Consider the following 14,265-nt stretch of genomic DNA (forward strand, 5'->3'; position numbering starts at 1 on the left):
AATCGGCTCCTCGGGTTCGGGGTTCGGATTCCGCTCTCGGCATACGACTCGCCCGAAGACAGGTGCGCCGCGGCCGATAAACTGAGCCAACGGTGCGAGCGCGGGGAGGGTGAATGATCGCCAGCCTCGCTGCCTTCGCGGCCGTCGCGATCGTCACGCCGTTGCTGACGAAGTGGCTCGGTCGGCGCGTCTTCGCCGTCATCGCCCTGCTGCCGGCCGCCGTCTTCGTGCTGCTGCTGACCTGGCTTCCCGGGGTGCTCGCCGGCACCCCCGTCGTCGAGGTCGTGCCGTGGATCCCCACCCTCGACATCGCGCTGAGCTTCCGCCTCGACGCGCTCGCACTGCTGCTCGCCCTCATCGTGACGGGCGTCGGCGCGCTCGTGCTGCTCTACTGCATGCACTACTTCGCCGACGACGAGCCCGCGCTCGGCCGGTTCGCGGCGCTCCTGCTCGCGTTCGCGGGCGTCATGTTCGGCCTCGTCACGGCCGACGACGTGTTCATCCTGTTCACGTTCTGGGAGGCGACGAGCGTGCTCTCGTACCTCCTCATCGGCCACTACACGGGTCGCAAAGAGAGCCGCGGTGCCGCGCTGCAGGCGCTGACCGTCACGACCTTCGGCGGGCTGGCGATGCTCGTCGGCCTCGTCATCCTCGCCGTCGACGGCGGCACGACGAGCCTCTCCGAGCTCGTCGCCCACCCCGTCACGGGCGCCGCCGGCGAGTGGGCGATCGCCCTCGTGCTGCTCGGCGCGATCTCGAAGAGCGCGCTCGTGCCGTTCCACTTCTGGCTCCCGGCCGCGATGGCCGCGCCGACCCCCGTCAGTGCCTACCTGCACGCCGCCGCGATGGTGAAGGCGGGCGTCTACCTCGTCGCCCGCCTGGCCCCCGGCTACGCCGATCTCGAGGTGTGGCATCCCATGGTCATCGGGCTCGGTGCGCTCACGATGCTCGTCGGCGGCTGGCGCGCGCTGCGCCAGTACGACCTGAAGCTCCTGCTCGCCTACGGCACCGTCAGCCAGCTCGGGTTCCTCGTCATGGTCACGGGCTTCGGCACCCGCGACGCCGCACTCGCCGGCGTCGCCCTGCTGCTCGCGCACGCGCTCTTCAAGGCGACCCTCTTCCTCGTCGTCGGCATCGTCGATCACGCCGCCGGCACCCGCGACTGGCGCAGGCTCTCGGGCATCGGCCGGCGCATGCCCGTGATCGCGACGATCGGCTTCATCGCCGCGGCTTCCATGGCCGGAGTGCCGCCGCTGCTCGGCTTCGTCGCGAAAGAGGCCGTGTTCACCGCGTTCCTCGACGCGGTCGCCGTGGGCGACGCCTGGGCGTGGGTCGCCCTCGTCGCCGCCTTCGTCGGCTCGGTGCTCACGGTCGCCTACTCGGTGCGGTTCATCTGGGGCGCGTTCTTCTCGAAGCCGGATGTCGCGGAGTCGCCGCTGCGCGCCGAGCGCCCTGCGATCGCGGTGGCACCCGGCATCCTCGCCGCGGCGAGCGTCGTCTCGGCGTTCGCGATCGCCGTCATCGAACCTCTCTTGACCGGATACGCCGACGAGCTGCCCGGGCCGCACGACGACCACCTCGCGCTCTGGCACGGGTTCGAGCCCGCGCTCGCGATCTCGGCCGTGGTCTTCGCGCTCGGCGCACTGCTCGTCTGGGGGCGCCAGCGCGTCGCGCGCATGCAGGCCGCCGTCGCCCCGGTGCTCGACTCGGCCCGCGGCTACCTCGGCATCGTCTCCGTCGTCGACCGGCTCGCCGCGACCGTCACGACGACCATCCAGTCGCGCGGCCTGCCCGGCTACCTCGCCATCATCGTCGTGGTCTTCATCGGCGGGCTCGGCGGGCTCGCCGCGTTCAACGGCTCGTGGCCCAGCGACATCCGGCCGTGGGATTATCCGGCGCAGCCGTTCCTCGCGTTCGTCATGGCCGTCGCTGCGATCGCCGCGGCCGTCGTGCGCCAGCGCATGACGGCGGTGCTGCTCGTGAGCGTCACCGGCTACGGTCTCGTGCTGCTCTTCGGCATGTCGGGCGCCCCCGACCTCGCGCTCACGCAGGCGCTCGTCGAGACCATCGTGCTCGTCGTCTTCGTGCTCGTGCTGCGGCGGCTGCCCAAACAGATCGCGCAGCGCAACCCGCCCGTGCACAAGCTCGCGCGCGGCATCATCGGGGCGCTCTCGGGCGTGGTCATGGGGGTTGTCGGCCTCATCGCCCTCGGCGCCCGCGTCGAGCCGACCATCGCGAACGGGCTGCCCGCCCTCGCGCTCGAAGCGCACGGCACGAACATCGTGAACGTCATGCTCGTCGACATCCGCGCGTGGGACACGCTCGGCGAGATCTCGGTGCTCGTCGCCGTCGCGACGGGTGTCGCGAGCCTCATCTTCGTCTCGGGCCGCACGGGCGGCGCCCCGCGCCTCGGGCACGTCGAGGGGCTCGTCGACCGCCGCGACCGTCTGACGCCGGTGCCCGAACCCGCGTGGTCGATCCGCGCGCCGCGCACGAGCCTCGCCGACACCGAGGGCGAGACGGATGCCGCGGCCGAAGCCGCCGAGACCCGGCAGACGTGGCTGCTGGCCGGCCGCACGATCTCGCCGCGCAGCCGCTCGATCCTCATCGAGGTGCTCGTGCGGCTGCTCTTCCACCCCGCGATCATCGTGTCGGTGTTCCTGCTCTTCGTGGGGCACAACGCGCCGGGCGGCGGCTTCGCCGGCGGCCTGCTCGCGGGCCTCGCCCTCGTCGCGCGCTACCTCGCCGGCGGCCGGTACGAGCTCGGCGAAGCCGCGCCGGTCGACGCGGGGCGCCTGCTCGGCACGGGGCTGCTGCTCGCCGCCGGCACGGCCGCGGGGGCGCTGCTCTTCGGCGGCCCCGTCTTCGCGTCGGCGTGGTTCGAGACCGAGGTGCCGCTGCTCGGCACGATCTCGATCGGCACCTCGACGCTCTTCGACATCGGCGTCTACCTCGTGGTCGTCGGGCTCGTGCTCGACATCCTGCGCTCGCTCGGCGGCGAGGTCGACCGTCACGACGAGGCGGAGGTGCCGTCGTGACCGCCTCGCTGACCCTCATCGTGCTCATGGCCGTGCTCTTCGGCGCCGGCATCTCGATCATGCTCGAACGCAGCCTCACCCGGGTGCTCATCGGGTTCCTGCTCGTCGGCAACGCCGTGAACATCCTCATCTACCTCATGAGCGGGGCGCCGGGACTCGCCCCCATCCTCGGCGAAGGAGTCGACCCCGACGCCATCTCCGACCCGCTGCCCCAGGCGTTCGTGCTCACGGCAATCGTCATCAACCTCGGCATCACGGCGTTCATGCTCGCGCTCATCTACCGCTCGTGGTGGCTCGCCCAGCTCGGCCCGAAGGGCGACCTCGTCGACGACGACGACGAGATCGCCGAAGACGCAGAAGAGGCGGCCGACCTCATCCGCAGCTCGGCGGCCGACGATCGGGCCATTCAAGACATCATCGACGCGAGCGACGAGGAGCCGGGCGAAGACCTCATCGAGGAACTCGAGCTCGAGGCATCCACCCGCGACCGAGACGATGAGGAGGCCAAGCCGTGACCGCCGTGCTCGTACCGCTCGTCGTGCTGCTGCCCCTGCTGGGGGCGGCGGCCGCGCTGATCCTCGGCCGCCATCGCAAGGTGCAGATGGCGGTGAGCCTCGGCGTGCTCGCCGCGGTCACCGTGATCGCCGCGGTGCTGCTCGTCGCCGTCGACACGACCGGCCCGGCCGTCGTCTACGTCGGCGGTTGGAATGCCCCGTGGGGCATCACCCTCGTCGTCGACCGCCTGTCGGCGATCATGCTCGTGATCTCGGCGATCATGCTGCTCGTCGTGCTCGTGTACTCGGTCGGGCAGGGCATCGCCGATCAGCATCGCGAGACGCCGGTGTCGATCTTCCACCCCTCGTACCTGATCCTCTCGGCGGGTGTCTTCAACGCGTTCATCGCGGGCGACCTCTTCAATCTCTACGTCGGCTTCGAGATCCTGCTGTCGGCGAGCTATGTGCTGCTGACCCTCGGCGGCACCGGCGAGCGCATCCGCGCGGGCGTCACGTACATCATCGTGAGCCTCGTCTCATCGCTCTTCTTCCTCAGCGCGATCGCCCTCATCTACGGGGCCACCGGCACCGTGAACATCGCGCAGCTCTCGGTGCGCCTCGCCGAGCTGCCCGCCGACGTCGCGCTCATGCTGCACGTGCTGCTGCTCATCGCGTTCGGCATCAAGGCGGCGGTGTTCCCGCTCTCGTTCTGGCTGCCGGAGTCGTACCCGACGGCGCCCGCACCCGTCACGGCGGTGTTCGCCGGCTTGCTCACGAAGGTCGGCGTCTACGCGATCATCCGCACCGAGACGGTCATCTTCACCGACAGCGACGTCTCGGTGCTGCTCATGGTGATCGGCGGGCTCACGATGCTCGTCGGCATCCTGGGCGCGCTCACCCAGGCCGACATCAAGCGATTGCTCTCGTTCACACTCGTGAGCCATATCGGCTACATGATCTTCGGCATCTCGCTCGCCTCGCAGCTCGGCTATGCGGCCACGATCTACTACGTCGTGCACCACATCACGGTGCAGACGACGCTGTTCCTCACGACGGGTCTCATCGAGCGCATCGGCGGTGCGACCTCGATCAACCGGCTCGCGGGCCTCCTGAAGGCCTCGCCGCTGCTCGGCGTGCTGTTCTTCATCCCCGTCCTGAACCTCGGCGGCATCCCGCCGTTCTCGGGCTTCCTCGGCAAGACCGGCCTGTTCCTCGCGGGCGGCGAGGGCGCCGCCGCCGACCCGGGCGTGGCCTGGCTCATCTGGGTCGTGGTCGCCGCCGGCGCGATCACCTCGCTCATCACCCTCTACGCATTGACGCGATTCTGGAACATGGCGTTCTGGCGCCGCCGCTCAGAGCTCGAGGGCTACGAATCGGTGCTGCTCGGCTCGGTGCTCGAGGCGCCCGAGGGTGCGACCGTCACCGCGACGCGCACCACGCCGGTGCTGATGATCGTCGCGACCGCGACGCTCGTGGTCGTCACCGTCTGCCTCACGGTGTTCGCCGGCCCGCTCTTCGAGCTCGCCGGGCGGGCCGCCGCCGATCTGCTCGACCCCGCCTCGTACGTGTCCCTCGTGTTCCCGGGAGGCATCCTATGACCCACTCGACAGCGGGCGTCTCGCGCTGGCGCTCGGTCTGGCGGCAGTTGCCGCTGCTCGTCGCCCTCGTCCTCCTGTGGGTGTTCCTCTGGGATCAGGTCACCGTGCTCACGGTCGTCACCGGCATCCTGCTCGCGATCGGCGTGACCCGTGTGCTCTACCTGCCGCCCGTGCTGCTCAGCGGCCGGTTCAACCCGTGGCACGGACTCGTCTTCGGGCTTCGCATGATGGCCTGGGTGACGTTCGCCTCGCTCCAGGTCGCCTACTTCGCCGTGAACCCCCGCTGGCACCCGATGAACTCGATCATCTCGATCCAGCTGCTCACCCGCTCGGATCTCATCACGACCCTCACCGCCGAGGCGACGTCGGTCGTGCCGGGCACGGTCGTCGTCGACATCGACCGCGAGCGCGGCCTGCTCTACCTGCACGTGCTCGGCACCCGCACGGCCGCAGACATCGAACGCACCCGGGTGCAGGTGCTCGGCATGGAGGAGGGCATCGTGCTCGCGATCGGCACTCGCGCGCAAGCGGCATCCGTGCTTCGAGCCCGTCGGGAACGCGCCGCCGCCGCCCGCACCCGGGCCGCGGCATCCGATCTCGAATCCGACCCCTCGACGAAGGGAGACCGACCATGACCTTCCTGCAGATCGCCGGACTCGCCGCCGGCATCATGTTCGGCATCGGGGCGCTCGCCGCGGTCTACCGCATCATCCGCGGGCCGTCCATCCTCGACCGTGCGCTCGCGACCGACGTGCTGCTGGCCATCGCGATCTGCGCCCTCGGCGCCGAGATGGCGATCAACAAGCACACTGACACCCTCGTCGTCATGCTCGTGCTCGCGATGTTCGCGGTCGTCGGCTCGATCTCGATCGCGCGGTTCATGGCGAAGCAGGATGCCTCGTGAGTGCCGCCGAGATCGCCGTCGGAGTGCTGATCGTGGTCAGCGCCTTCCTGTCGATGGCCGCGGGCGTCGGCATCGTGCGGTTCCCCGACGTGCTCAGTCGACTGCACGCCGCGACGAAGCCCCAGGTGCTCGGGCTCGCGACGGTGCTCGTCGCGATCGTCGTGCAGGTGCCGACGTGGGGGGTGCTGACGACCGTCGTGCTCGTGATGACGTTCCAGCTGCTCACCCAGCCGATGACCGCGCACATGCTCGGCCGCTCGGCCTACCGCAGCGACCACGTGCGCCGCGACCTGCTCATCGAAGACGACCTCGACCGCGACATCGCGGAGTACGACCAGGGCAGCGCGGGCTGAGCGCGCCGTTCGGATACGTCAGCCGCGCCCGGTGAACTCGGGCCGGCGCTTCTCCTGGAACGCGGCGAAGCCCTCGCGGTAGTCGGCCGTGTCGCAGAGCGCGGCCTGCGCCCGGTTCTCCTCCGCCATCGACGCCCAGAGCCCGAGCCGGTCGTCGCGGAGCGCGGCGACGAGGCGCTTCGAGGCGATGAAGGCCTGCGTCGCACCCGATGCCGCGGCGCGGGCCGCGGAGCGGGTGGCATCCAACACCTCGTCGGCGGCGAAGACCTGCGAGAACAGTCCTGAGGCGACCGCCTCGGCGCCCGACATCAGCCGGCCGGTGACGATGAGGTCCATCGTGCGGTGCGCGCCGAGTCGCTCGACGAAGAGGGCGTGGCCGCCCGAGTCGAGCGTCGCCCCGAGGTTCGCGAACGGCGAGCCGATCTTCGCGGTGTCGGCGACGTAGACGATGTCGGAGGCGATGAGCAGCCCGAGGCCCACGCCGAGGCACGCGCCGTGCGCGACCGCGAACGTCGGCACGGGGATGCCGGCCATGCGCTGCAGCAGCGGCTCGACGAGACCGCCGAGGTAGCCGAGCACGTCGTCTTCGCGCGGATCGACGCCCGAGATGTCGCGGCCCGCGCAGAATGCGCGCCCCTCCCCGCGCAGCACGAGCGCACGGACATCGCCGGCCTGCGACATCCGCTCAGCCTCGATGTAGGCGGCGGCGAGCTCGCCGATCGCCGCCTCGTCGAGCGCGTTGAGCTTCTCGGGGGCGTTCAGCACGACCTCGGCGACTCCGTCGGACACCTGCAACTCGATCATCGGCGCTTCTCTCTTCCTCGAGTGTTAACGATCGGACCGCCTGCGCCCACCGTACCGACATCAACGGACGGTCAGCGTTAACACTCGGCGGATTGGGTGGCGGGGGTGGGTGGGGTGGGGTGGGTGAGGTGGGGTGGGGGCGGGGCGGGGCAGGGTCAGACGTCGTAGTCGACGACGACGCGGTCGGACTTGGGGTGCGACTGGCACGTGAGCACGTAGCCGCGCTCGAGCTCGTCGGGTTCGAGGGCGTAGTTCTCGGTCATGGCGACGCTGCCCTCGGTGAGGCGCGCACGGCAGGTGCCGCACACTCCCCCGGCGCAGGCGAACGGCACGTCGGGGCGCACGCGCAGCGCCGCGTTGAGAATCGACTCGTTCGCGCTCACGGGGCTTTCGACCGTCGACGACTGTCCGTCGAGGGTGAACTCGATCGCGACGGTCTTCTCGCCGCGCTCGACCACCACGGGGCGGCCGTGCCGCGGCTCGACCCGGTCGGCGTCGGTCGTGAAGAGCTCGTAGCGCACGTGATCGCTCGGCACGCCCCGTGCTGCGAGGGTGTCGCGAGCGAGCTGTACGAGCTCGAACGGCCCGCAGAGGAACCACTCGTCGACCGTCTCGGGGCGGATCAGCACGTCGAGCATGCGCTCGAGCTTCTCGGCGTCGATGCGCCCCGAGAGCAGCGGCGCGGTGCGCTGTTCACGCGAGAGCACGTGGTGCAGGGCGAGGCGCGAGGGGTAGCGGTCCTTCAGTTCGGCGAGCTCCTCGAGGAACATCACGTCGAGCGTCGACCGGTTCGTGTAGACCAGTTCGAATTCGGATGTCGCGGAGCGGGCCAGCACCGTATGGGCGAGCGCCATGAGCGGGGTGATGCCCGACCCGGCCGCGATGCCGACGACGTGCTTGCCGTCGAGGGCACCGAGGCTCGAGGTGAACGTGCCCTGCGGGCTCATGACGTCGAGGGTGTCGCCCGCGACGAGCTCGGTGTTCGCCCACGTCGAGAACAGCCCGCCGAGGTCGCGCTTGATGGCGACCGAGACGCTGCCGCCCGTTCCGGCAGACGCACGCTGCGGCGGTCGGCAGATCGAGTAGCTGCGGCGCAACTCGTGGCCGTCGAAGTCCTTGCGGAGGGCCACGTACTGCCCGGGCAGGTAGGTGTAGTCGTCGGCGAGAGCCTCGGGCACGGCGAACGTGACTTCGACGGCGTCGGCGGTGAGCGGGCGCACCTCGGCGACCTCGAGCGAGTGGAAGCGCGCGCGGTGGCGCTTGGTCTGGTGCGCGCCGCCGACGGTGGACGCGAGGAAGGCTGTGGCGACGGCTTCCTCCGGTGGTCGAGTAGCGACCGACGACCCTTCGACAGGCTCAGGAACCGGAGGCCGCGTATCGAGACCCGGTGACGCGGTCTCGATACGCTCGCTGGCGCTCGCTACTCGACCACCGGCACCCGTCGACCCCAGGTTGCGGGCCGCCATCAGAGCACCTTGAAGTAGTCGAAGGGCTCGAGGCAGTCGCGGCACTCGTAGAGGGCCTTGCACGACGTCGAGCCGAAGCGGGCGAGTTCGCGGGTGTTGAGCGAGTCGCAGCGCGGGCACTTGACGGCGAGCTGCACGCGCACCGGCCCGGCCGGTCGGGCGGCCGCCGTGCCACTCGGGGCCTGGATGCCGTAGCGGCGCAGCTTCTGCTTGCCCGCCTCGCTCATCCAGTCGGTGGTCCACGCGGGGGCGAGCACGAGGTCGACCCGCACGTCGTCGTAGCCGGCGTGCGTGAGCGCGAGCAGCACGTCGTCGCGCATGGCGTCGAGCGCGGGGCATCCGCTGTACGTGGGTGTCAACTGCACGCGCACGGCGCCGTCGGCGCCGATCTCGACCGAACGCAGCACGCCGAGGTCTTCGATCGTGAGCACCGGGATCTCGGGGTCGGTCACGGTGGCCGCGACCCGCCACGCGCGGCGCGCGGCCGGGTCGGCGGGCATCGGCCGCGCCACGGAGGCGACCGATGCCTCGTGCACGTCGTGCCGTGCCGCGGCCGCGGTCACCATGACGCCCCCGGGTGCGCGCGGGCGAGCACCTGCATCTCGGCGAGGAGCGGCCCGAGGTGCTCGGTGTGACGGCCCTCGCGGCCGCCGCCCGAGGCGATGAACGCGGTGCGGCCGGCGGGGCGCTCGAGCACGGCCTCGGCGAAGACCTCGTCGATGACGGCGTCGAAGACCGGGCGCAGGGCCGACGGCAGCACGGCGATGCCCGCCGCGGCGAGCCGCTCGACGAGCGCGTCGTCGACGAACAGCTCGTCGACGTAGGGCCAGGTGTCCGTGATCGCGAGGATCATGCGGCGACGCGACTCATCGGTGCCGCCGGCGAGCCGCAGCACCCACTGCGTCGCGTGATCGCGGTGGTAGTCGACCTCCTTCACCGACTTCGCGGCGATCGCCGCGAGCGTCGGGTCGGTCGAGCCCGCGAGCCGCGAATACAGCTCGAAGAGGTAGACGGATGCCGCGAGCTGCCGCGCGATCGTGTGGGCGAAGTCGCCGTTCGGCTGCTCGAAGAGCCAGGCATTGCGGAACTCGGGTTCATCGCGCCAGTAGGCGAGGTCGTCTTCGCTGCGATCGCTCGCGGTACCGGCGTAGTGCAGCAGCGATCGGGCGTGGCCGATGAGGTCGAGGGCGATGTTGCCGAGCGCGACGTCCTCCTCGAGCTCGGGGGCGCGGGCGATCCACATGCCGAGCTGCTGGGCGAGCACGAGGGCGTCGTCGCCGAGGCGCAGCGCGTACTCCGCGACATCCGCCGAAGCGACAGCCGTGCTGCCGTCGACCGCGACGCCCGCGCCCGCGAGCTCGTCGGCGAGCGCGAGGCGATCGACGGAGACGTCGCCGTGGGTCTCGATACGCTCGCTGGCGCTCGCTACTCGACCACCGGGTTCAGTGCTCACAGGTGCTTCACCCCTTCGCTCTTCGTGTAGTAGACCGCGTGGCGGTAGTTCTTGCCGGCCGGGCTCTCGAAGAAGGCGCCCTTCGCGTCGGGGTCGCTCGTCGTGATCGCGTCGGCGGGCACCACCCAGATCGACACGCCCTCGCCCCGCCGCGTGTAGAGGTCGCGCGCGTTGCGCACGGCCATGTCGGCGTCGGGCGCGTGGAGCGACCCGACGTGCACGTGCGAGAGGCCGCGATTGGCGCGCACGAAGACCTCCCAGAGGGGCCAGGCCTCGGTGCCGATCTCACCGGGAGTCGACATCAGGCCACCGCCCCTGCTGCTGCGAGCGCACGCTCGGACTGCTTGCGGGCGTACTCGTGGGCCGCCTCGCGCACCCAGGCGCCGTCTTCGTGGGCTTCGCGGCGTCGGCGGATGCGCTCGGCGTTCGCGGGGCCGCGGCCCGCGAGCACCTCGTTGAACTCGGTCCAGTCGATCTCGCTCATGTCGTACTCGCCGGTCTCCTCGTTGAAGCGCAGGTTCGGGTCGGGCAGCGTCACGCCCATGACCTCGGCCTGCGGCACGAGCATGCCGACGAAGCGCTGGCGCAGCTCGTCGTTCGAGAAGCGCTTGATGTTCCACGCCATCGACTGCGCCGAGTTCGGCGACTCGTCGTCGGGCGGGCCGAACATCATGAGCGAGGGCCAGTACCAGCGGTTCACGGCGTCCTGCGCCATCTCGCGCTGCGCCTCGGTGCCCTGCATGAGTTCGAGCAGGATCTCGAAGCCCTGCCGTTGATGGAACGACTCCTCTTTGCAGATGCGCACCATCGCCCGCCCGTAGGGGCCGTACGAGGCGCGGCACAGCGGCACCTGGTTGCAGATCGCCGCGCCGTCGACGAGCCAGCCGATCGCACCCATGTCGGCCCACGTCGGCGTCGTGTAGTTGAAGATCGACGAGTAGCGGGCCCGGCCGGTGATGAGCTGGTCCGTCATCTCCTCGCGCGTGATGCCGAGGGTCTGCGCGGCCGAGTAGAGGTAGAGCCCGTGGCCAGCCTCGTCTTGCACCTTGGCCATGAGGATGGCCTTGCGCTTGAGGCTCGGCGCGCGCGTGATCCAGTTCGACTCGGGCTGCATGCCGATGATCTCGGAGTGCGCGTGCTGCGAGATCTGGCGGATCAGCGTCTTGCGATACGCCTCGGGCATCCAGTCGCGAGGCTCGATGCGGGAGTCCTTCGCGATGAGGTCGTTGAACTGCGCCTCCTCGGCGGAGAGTTCTTCGACCACGCTGAGGTCAGCGGGAGAGGTCATCATCGACTCCTGTGTTCGCGGCATGCGGAACGTTCGCCGCATGCCGGCATTGACGTTCAACATTACTAACCGATCGTTCAGTTAGTATATGCTCTTCTCGGGCGCCGCAGCAACGGCGCGCGAACGCACGCTTGCATGAACTCGACGAGGAGCTTCAGACTTGGACGCAGCCACCACAGCGAATCGCGCCATGATGCAACGCGATCGAGCCTCCGCGGCCCTCGGCATGGTCGTCGAGCTCGACGAGCCCGGCCACGCCGTCGTCTCGATGCGCGTGCGCGACGACATGACGAACGGGTTCCACATCACCCACGGCGGCCTCGTCTTCACGCTCGCCGACACGGCGTTCGCGATCGCCTGCAACGAAGACGAGACCGTCACGGTCGCCGCGGGCGCCGACATCAGCTTCCTGAAGTCCACGGTCGCAGGCCAGACCCTCACCGCCACCGCACGCCGGCGCGCGCGCAGCGGCCGAACGGGCCTCTACGATGTCACGGTCGTCGACGAGCAGGGCGATGCCGTCGCCGAGTTCCGCGGCCGCTCGATCTCCACCAACCGCACGATCTGATCCAGCCACCGGGAGCCCCCGTGTCGACGACGACCACCTCCACCACCCCTTCCGTCTCCGGCCTCGCCCCCGCGGCACTCGCAGACCTCGATCCAGAAGAGCGGATGTCGCGCGCCGAGGTCGAGGCGCTGCAACTCGAGCGCCTGCAGCAGACCGTGCAGCACGCCTACGCGAATGTTCCGCTGTACACGAGGAAGTTCGACGAGGCGGGCGTGCAACCACGCGACATCCGCTCGCTCGCCGACGTCGTGAAGCTGCCGTTCACGACCAAGGCCGACCTGCGCGAGACCTACCCCTTCGGCATGTTCGCCGTGCCGATGGAGCAGGTGGCGCGCATCCACGCCTCGAGCGGCACGACGGGCCGGCCGACCGTCGTCGGCTACACGAGCGGCGACCTCGACCGCTGGGCGACCCTCGTCGCACGGTCGCTGCGGGCGAGCGGCGTGCGGCCGGGCATGAAGGTGCACAACGCCTACGGCTACGGCCTCTTCACCGGCGGGCTCGGCGCGCACGGCGGCATCGAGAAGCTCGGGGCGACGGTCATTCCGATGTCGGGCGGGCAGACCGCACGGCAGGTGCAGCTCATCCTCGACTTCGAGCCCGACGCCATCCTCTGCACGCCGAGCTACCTGCTGACGATCGCCGACTGCATGGTCGAGCAGGGCATCGACCCGCGTTCGACCTCTCTGAAGGTCGCCGTGCTCGGCGCCGAACCGTGGACCAACGAGCTGCGGCACGAGCTCGAGCAGCGCCTCCACCTCGACGCGCTCGACATCTACGGCCTCAGCGAGGTCATGGGCCCCGGCGTCGGCAACGAGTGCCTCGAGACGAAAGACGGCCCGCACATCTGGGAGGACCACTTCCTGCCCGAGATCATCGACGGCGACACCGGCGCGCAGCTCGCCGACGGCGAGATGGGCGAGCTCGTCTTCACCTCGCTCACGAAGGAGGCGTTCCCCGTCATCCGGTACCGCACGCGCGACCTCACGCGCCTGCTGCCCGGCACCGCCCGCCCCGGCATGCGCCGCATCGAGAAGATCACCGGTCGCAACGACGACATGATCATCCTGCGCGGCGTGAACCTCTTCCCGACGCAGATCGAGGAGATCGTGCTCGGTATCGAGCAGCTCACGCCGCACTTCATCCTCGAACTGCGCCGCACGGGCACCATGGACGACCTGACGGTGCGCATCGAACGCCACCCCGACCTCACGATCGAGGTCTGCCAGGCCGCGACCGTCGTGCTCGCCAAGCGCATCAAGGACGGCATCGGGTCATCCGTCGCCGTCGTGCTCGAAGAGCCGGGAGCGCTGCCGCGGAGCGAGGGCAAGTACCGGCGCGTCTACGACCTGCGCACGGCATGAGCGGATGTCGCGTGGCACCTGCCGCCCGCACTGAGCACCGAGTGCGAAGATGAGGGCGATGAGCGAGAACGGTTCACTTCGACGCGGGCGCCCCGGGTACGACCAGCAGGGGATCCTCGAGGTCGCCATCGCCGCGTTCAACCAGTACGGCTACGACGCGACCTCGATGGGTGTGCTCGCCGACCGGCTCGGCCTGTCGAAGTCGGCGATCTACCACCACTTCGCCTCGAAAGACGAGATCCTCGAGCGCGCGCTCGACGACGCGCTCAGCGCGCTCGAAGGCGTGCTCGGCGAATCGAGTGCCACGCAGGGCCGGGCCGCCGACCGGCTCGAGGCGGTGCTCGGCGGCGCCGTGCACGTGCTCGTCGACCAACTGCCGTCGGTGACGCTGCTCCTCCGCGTGCGCGGCAACACCGAGGTCGAGCGGCGGGCCCTCTCGCGCCGACGCGCCTTCGACAGGGCCGTCACCGCGCTCGTCGAGGAGGCGCAGGCCGAGGGCAGCCTCCGCTCCGACATCGACCCGAGCGTCGTCGCGCGCCTCGCCTTCGGCATGATCAACTCGATCGTCGAGTGGTATCGCCCGGGCGGCAGAGAAGACGCCGACCGGCTCGCCGGCGACGTGATCGCCATCGCCCTCGACGGCCTGCGCATGCCGACCTCGAACCGCGTCGACGAACTCATCGAACGGGGACGAGCATGATCGAACCGATCGCCGACCTGTCCGAGGGCGTCATCGGCTTCCGGGCCGTCGGCACGATCGACGCCGCCGATTACCGCGATGTGCTCGTTCCCTCGATCGAGGCCGTGCTCGCCGAGCACGAGCACGTCAACGTGGTGGCCGTGCTCGGCGACGACTTCGACCATCTCTCGATCGGTGCCATGTGGGAGGACGCGAAGCTCGTCGGCCTGATCCGGCGCGGGTCGAGCAGCGTCGA

At 70.1% G+C, this 14,265-nt stretch carries 15 protein-coding genes and 1 pseudogene; 10 read left to right on the top strand and 6 right to left on the bottom strand.

Translation table 11 applies throughout. The annotated features are described in order from the left end of the window. Nucleotides 1-113 precede the first annotated feature (113 nt). Genes ACWGST_RS08125 through mnhG form a run of 6 tightly spaced genes read left to right on the top strand, consistent with a single transcriptional unit; the run spans nt 114 to nt 6,387 of the window. Nucleotides 114-3,038, top strand: coding sequence for a Na+/H+ antiporter subunit A (locus ACWGST_RS08125; protein ID WP_452046161.1), 2,925 nt, complete (start codon nt 114-116; stop codon nt 3,036-3,038). Next, nucleotides 3,035-3,553, top strand: a complete 519-nt coding sequence (locus ACWGST_RS08130) for an NADH-quinone oxidoreductase subunit K (RefSeq protein WP_452046162.1) — start codon at nt 3,035-3,037, stop codon at nt 3,551-3,553. Before ACWGST_RS08125 ends, ACWGST_RS08130 begins: the two co-directional genes overlap by 4 nt. After that, complete coding sequence (locus ACWGST_RS08135) at nt 3,550-5,130, top strand: Na+/H+ antiporter subunit D (RefSeq protein WP_452046163.1); 1,581 nt, start codon at nt 3,550-3,552, stop codon at nt 5,128-5,130. Before ACWGST_RS08130 ends, ACWGST_RS08135 begins: the two co-directional genes overlap by 4 nt. Continuing rightward, a complete protein-coding gene (locus ACWGST_RS08140; RefSeq protein ID WP_452046164.1) occupies nt 5,127-5,765 on the top strand; it encodes a Na+/H+ antiporter subunit E in 639 nt (212 codons plus the stop codon). The genes ACWGST_RS08135 and ACWGST_RS08140 overlap by 4 nt, the downstream gene beginning before the upstream one ends. Further along, a complete protein-coding gene (locus ACWGST_RS08145) occupies nt 5,762-6,034 on the top strand; it encodes a monovalent cation/H+ antiporter complex subunit F (RefSeq protein ID WP_452046165.1) in 273 nt (90 codons plus the stop codon). The genes ACWGST_RS08140 and ACWGST_RS08145 overlap by 4 nt, the downstream gene beginning before the upstream one ends. Continuing rightward, a complete protein-coding gene (gene mnhG, locus ACWGST_RS08150; protein ID WP_452046166.1) occupies nt 6,031-6,387 on the top strand; it encodes a monovalent cation/H(+) antiporter subunit G in 357 nt (118 codons plus the stop codon). Before ACWGST_RS08145 ends, mnhG begins: the two co-directional genes overlap by 4 nt. Before the next feature lie 18 nt (nt 6,388-6,405). Here mnhG and ACWGST_RS08155 read toward each other — a convergent pair whose 3' ends face one another. The 6 genes from ACWGST_RS08155 to paaA form a co-directional block, all read right to left on the bottom strand. Beyond that, nucleotides 6,406-7,191 carry an enoyl-CoA hydratase/isomerase family protein gene (locus tag ACWGST_RS08155; RefSeq protein WP_452046167.1) on the bottom strand — a complete coding sequence of 262 codons (786 nt, stop codon included), beginning with the start codon at nt 7,189-7,191 and terminating at the stop codon, nt 6,406-6,408. 155 nt (nt 7,192-7,346) lie between these two features. Continuing rightward, complete coding sequence (gene paaE / locus ACWGST_RS08160) at nt 7,347-8,657, bottom strand: 1,2-phenylacetyl-CoA epoxidase subunit PaaE (RefSeq protein WP_452046168.1); 1,311 nt, start codon at nt 8,655-8,657, stop codon at nt 7,347-7,349. After that, the gene (gene paaD / locus ACWGST_RS08165; RefSeq protein ID WP_452046203.1) at nt 8,657-9,157 is read right to left on the bottom strand and encodes a 1,2-phenylacetyl-CoA epoxidase subunit PaaD; all 501 of its coding nucleotides are present in this window, start codon (nt 9,155-9,157) and stop codon (nt 8,657-8,659) included. Before paaD ends, paaE begins: the two co-directional genes overlap by 1 nt. A gap of 59 nt (nt 9,158-9,216) precedes the next feature. Beyond that, on the bottom strand, nt 9,217-10,110 hold the full coding sequence (paaC, locus tag ACWGST_RS08170) for a 1,2-phenylacetyl-CoA epoxidase subunit PaaC (RefSeq protein ID WP_452046169.1): 894 nt from the start codon (nt 10,108-10,110) through the stop codon (nt 9,217-9,219). Then, the gene (paaB, locus tag ACWGST_RS08175) at nt 10,107-10,412 is read right to left on the bottom strand and encodes a 1,2-phenylacetyl-CoA epoxidase subunit PaaB (RefSeq protein WP_452046170.1); all 306 of its coding nucleotides are present in this window, start codon (nt 10,410-10,412) and stop codon (nt 10,107-10,109) included. The genes paaC and paaB overlap by 4 nt, the downstream gene beginning before the upstream one ends. Further along, on the bottom strand, nt 10,412-11,401 hold the full coding sequence (gene paaA, locus ACWGST_RS08180; protein WP_452046171.1) for a 1,2-phenylacetyl-CoA epoxidase subunit PaaA: 990 nt from the start codon (nt 11,399-11,401) through the stop codon (nt 10,412-10,414). Before paaA ends, paaB begins: the two co-directional genes overlap by 1 nt. A gap of 187 nt (nt 11,402-11,588) precedes the next feature. Between paaA and paaI the strand changes: the two genes are divergently transcribed. From paaI to ACWGST_RS08200, 4 genes and pseudogenes are all read left to right on the top strand, one after another. Further along, nucleotides 11,589-11,966, top strand: a complete 378-nt coding sequence (gene paaI, locus ACWGST_RS08185; RefSeq protein ID WP_452046172.1) for a hydroxyphenylacetyl-CoA thioesterase PaaI — start codon at nt 11,589-11,591, stop codon at nt 11,964-11,966. 104 nt (nt 11,967-12,070) lie between these two features. After that, nucleotides 12,071-13,330, top strand: a complete 1,260-nt coding sequence (paaK, locus tag ACWGST_RS08190; RefSeq protein ID WP_452046204.1) for a phenylacetate--CoA ligase PaaK — start codon at nt 12,071-12,073, stop codon at nt 13,328-13,330. Between the two features lie 58 nt (nt 13,331-13,388). Then, the gene (locus tag ACWGST_RS08195; RefSeq protein WP_452046173.1) at nt 13,389-14,030 is read left to right on the top strand and encodes a TetR/AcrR family transcriptional regulator; all 642 of its coding nucleotides are present in this window, start codon (nt 13,389-13,391) and stop codon (nt 14,028-14,030) included. Then, a pseudogene (locus ACWGST_RS08200) lies at nt 14,027-14,227 on the top strand (STAS/SEC14 domain-containing protein); the annotation flags it as partial. The gene ACWGST_RS08195 and the pseudogene ACWGST_RS08200, both read left to right, overlap by 4 nt. Nucleotides 14,228-14,265: the final 38 nt, after the last annotated feature.

Source organism: Agromyces sp. NPDC055520, assembly GCF_053619715.1.

Coding starts and splice junctions, on each gene's coding strand:
- ACWGST_RS08195 (WP_452046173.1), top strand. CDS start 13,389: ATGAGCGAGAACGGTTCACTTCGACGCGGGCGCCCCGGGTACGACCAG.
- paaB (WP_452046170.1), bottom strand. CDS start 10,412: ATGTCGACTCCCGGTGAGATCGGCACCGAGGCCTGGCCCCTCTGGGAG.
- paaD (WP_452046203.1), bottom strand. CDS start 9,157: ATGCCCGCCGACCCGGCCGCGCGCCGCGCGTGGCGGGTCGCGGCCACC.
- paaK (WP_452046204.1), top strand. CDS start 12,071: ATGTCGCGCGCCGAGGTCGAGGCGCTGCAACTCGAGCGCCTGCAGCAG.
- ACWGST_RS08155 (WP_452046167.1), bottom strand. CDS start 7,191: ATGATCGAGTTGCAGGTGTCCGACGGAGTCGCCGAGGTCGTGCTGAAC.
- ACWGST_RS08140 (WP_452046164.1), top strand. CDS start 5,127: ATGACCCACTCGACAGCGGGCGTCTCGCGCTGGCGCTCGGTCTGGCGG.
- paaA (WP_452046171.1), bottom strand. CDS start 11,401: ATGATGACCTCTCCCGCTGACCTCAGCGTGGTCGAAGAACTCTCCGCC.
- ACWGST_RS08145 (WP_452046165.1), top strand. CDS start 5,762: ATGACCTTCCTGCAGATCGCCGGACTCGCCGCCGGCATCATGTTCGGC.
- ACWGST_RS08125 (WP_452046161.1), top strand. CDS start 114: ATGATCGCCAGCCTCGCTGCCTTCGCGGCCGTCGCGATCGTCACGCCG.
- paaI (WP_452046172.1), top strand. CDS start 11,589: ATGATGCAACGCGATCGAGCCTCCGCGGCCCTCGGCATGGTCGTCGAG.
- paaE (WP_452046168.1), bottom strand. CDS start 8,657: ATGGCGGCCCGCAACCTGGGGTCGACGGGTGCCGGTGGTCGAGTAGCG.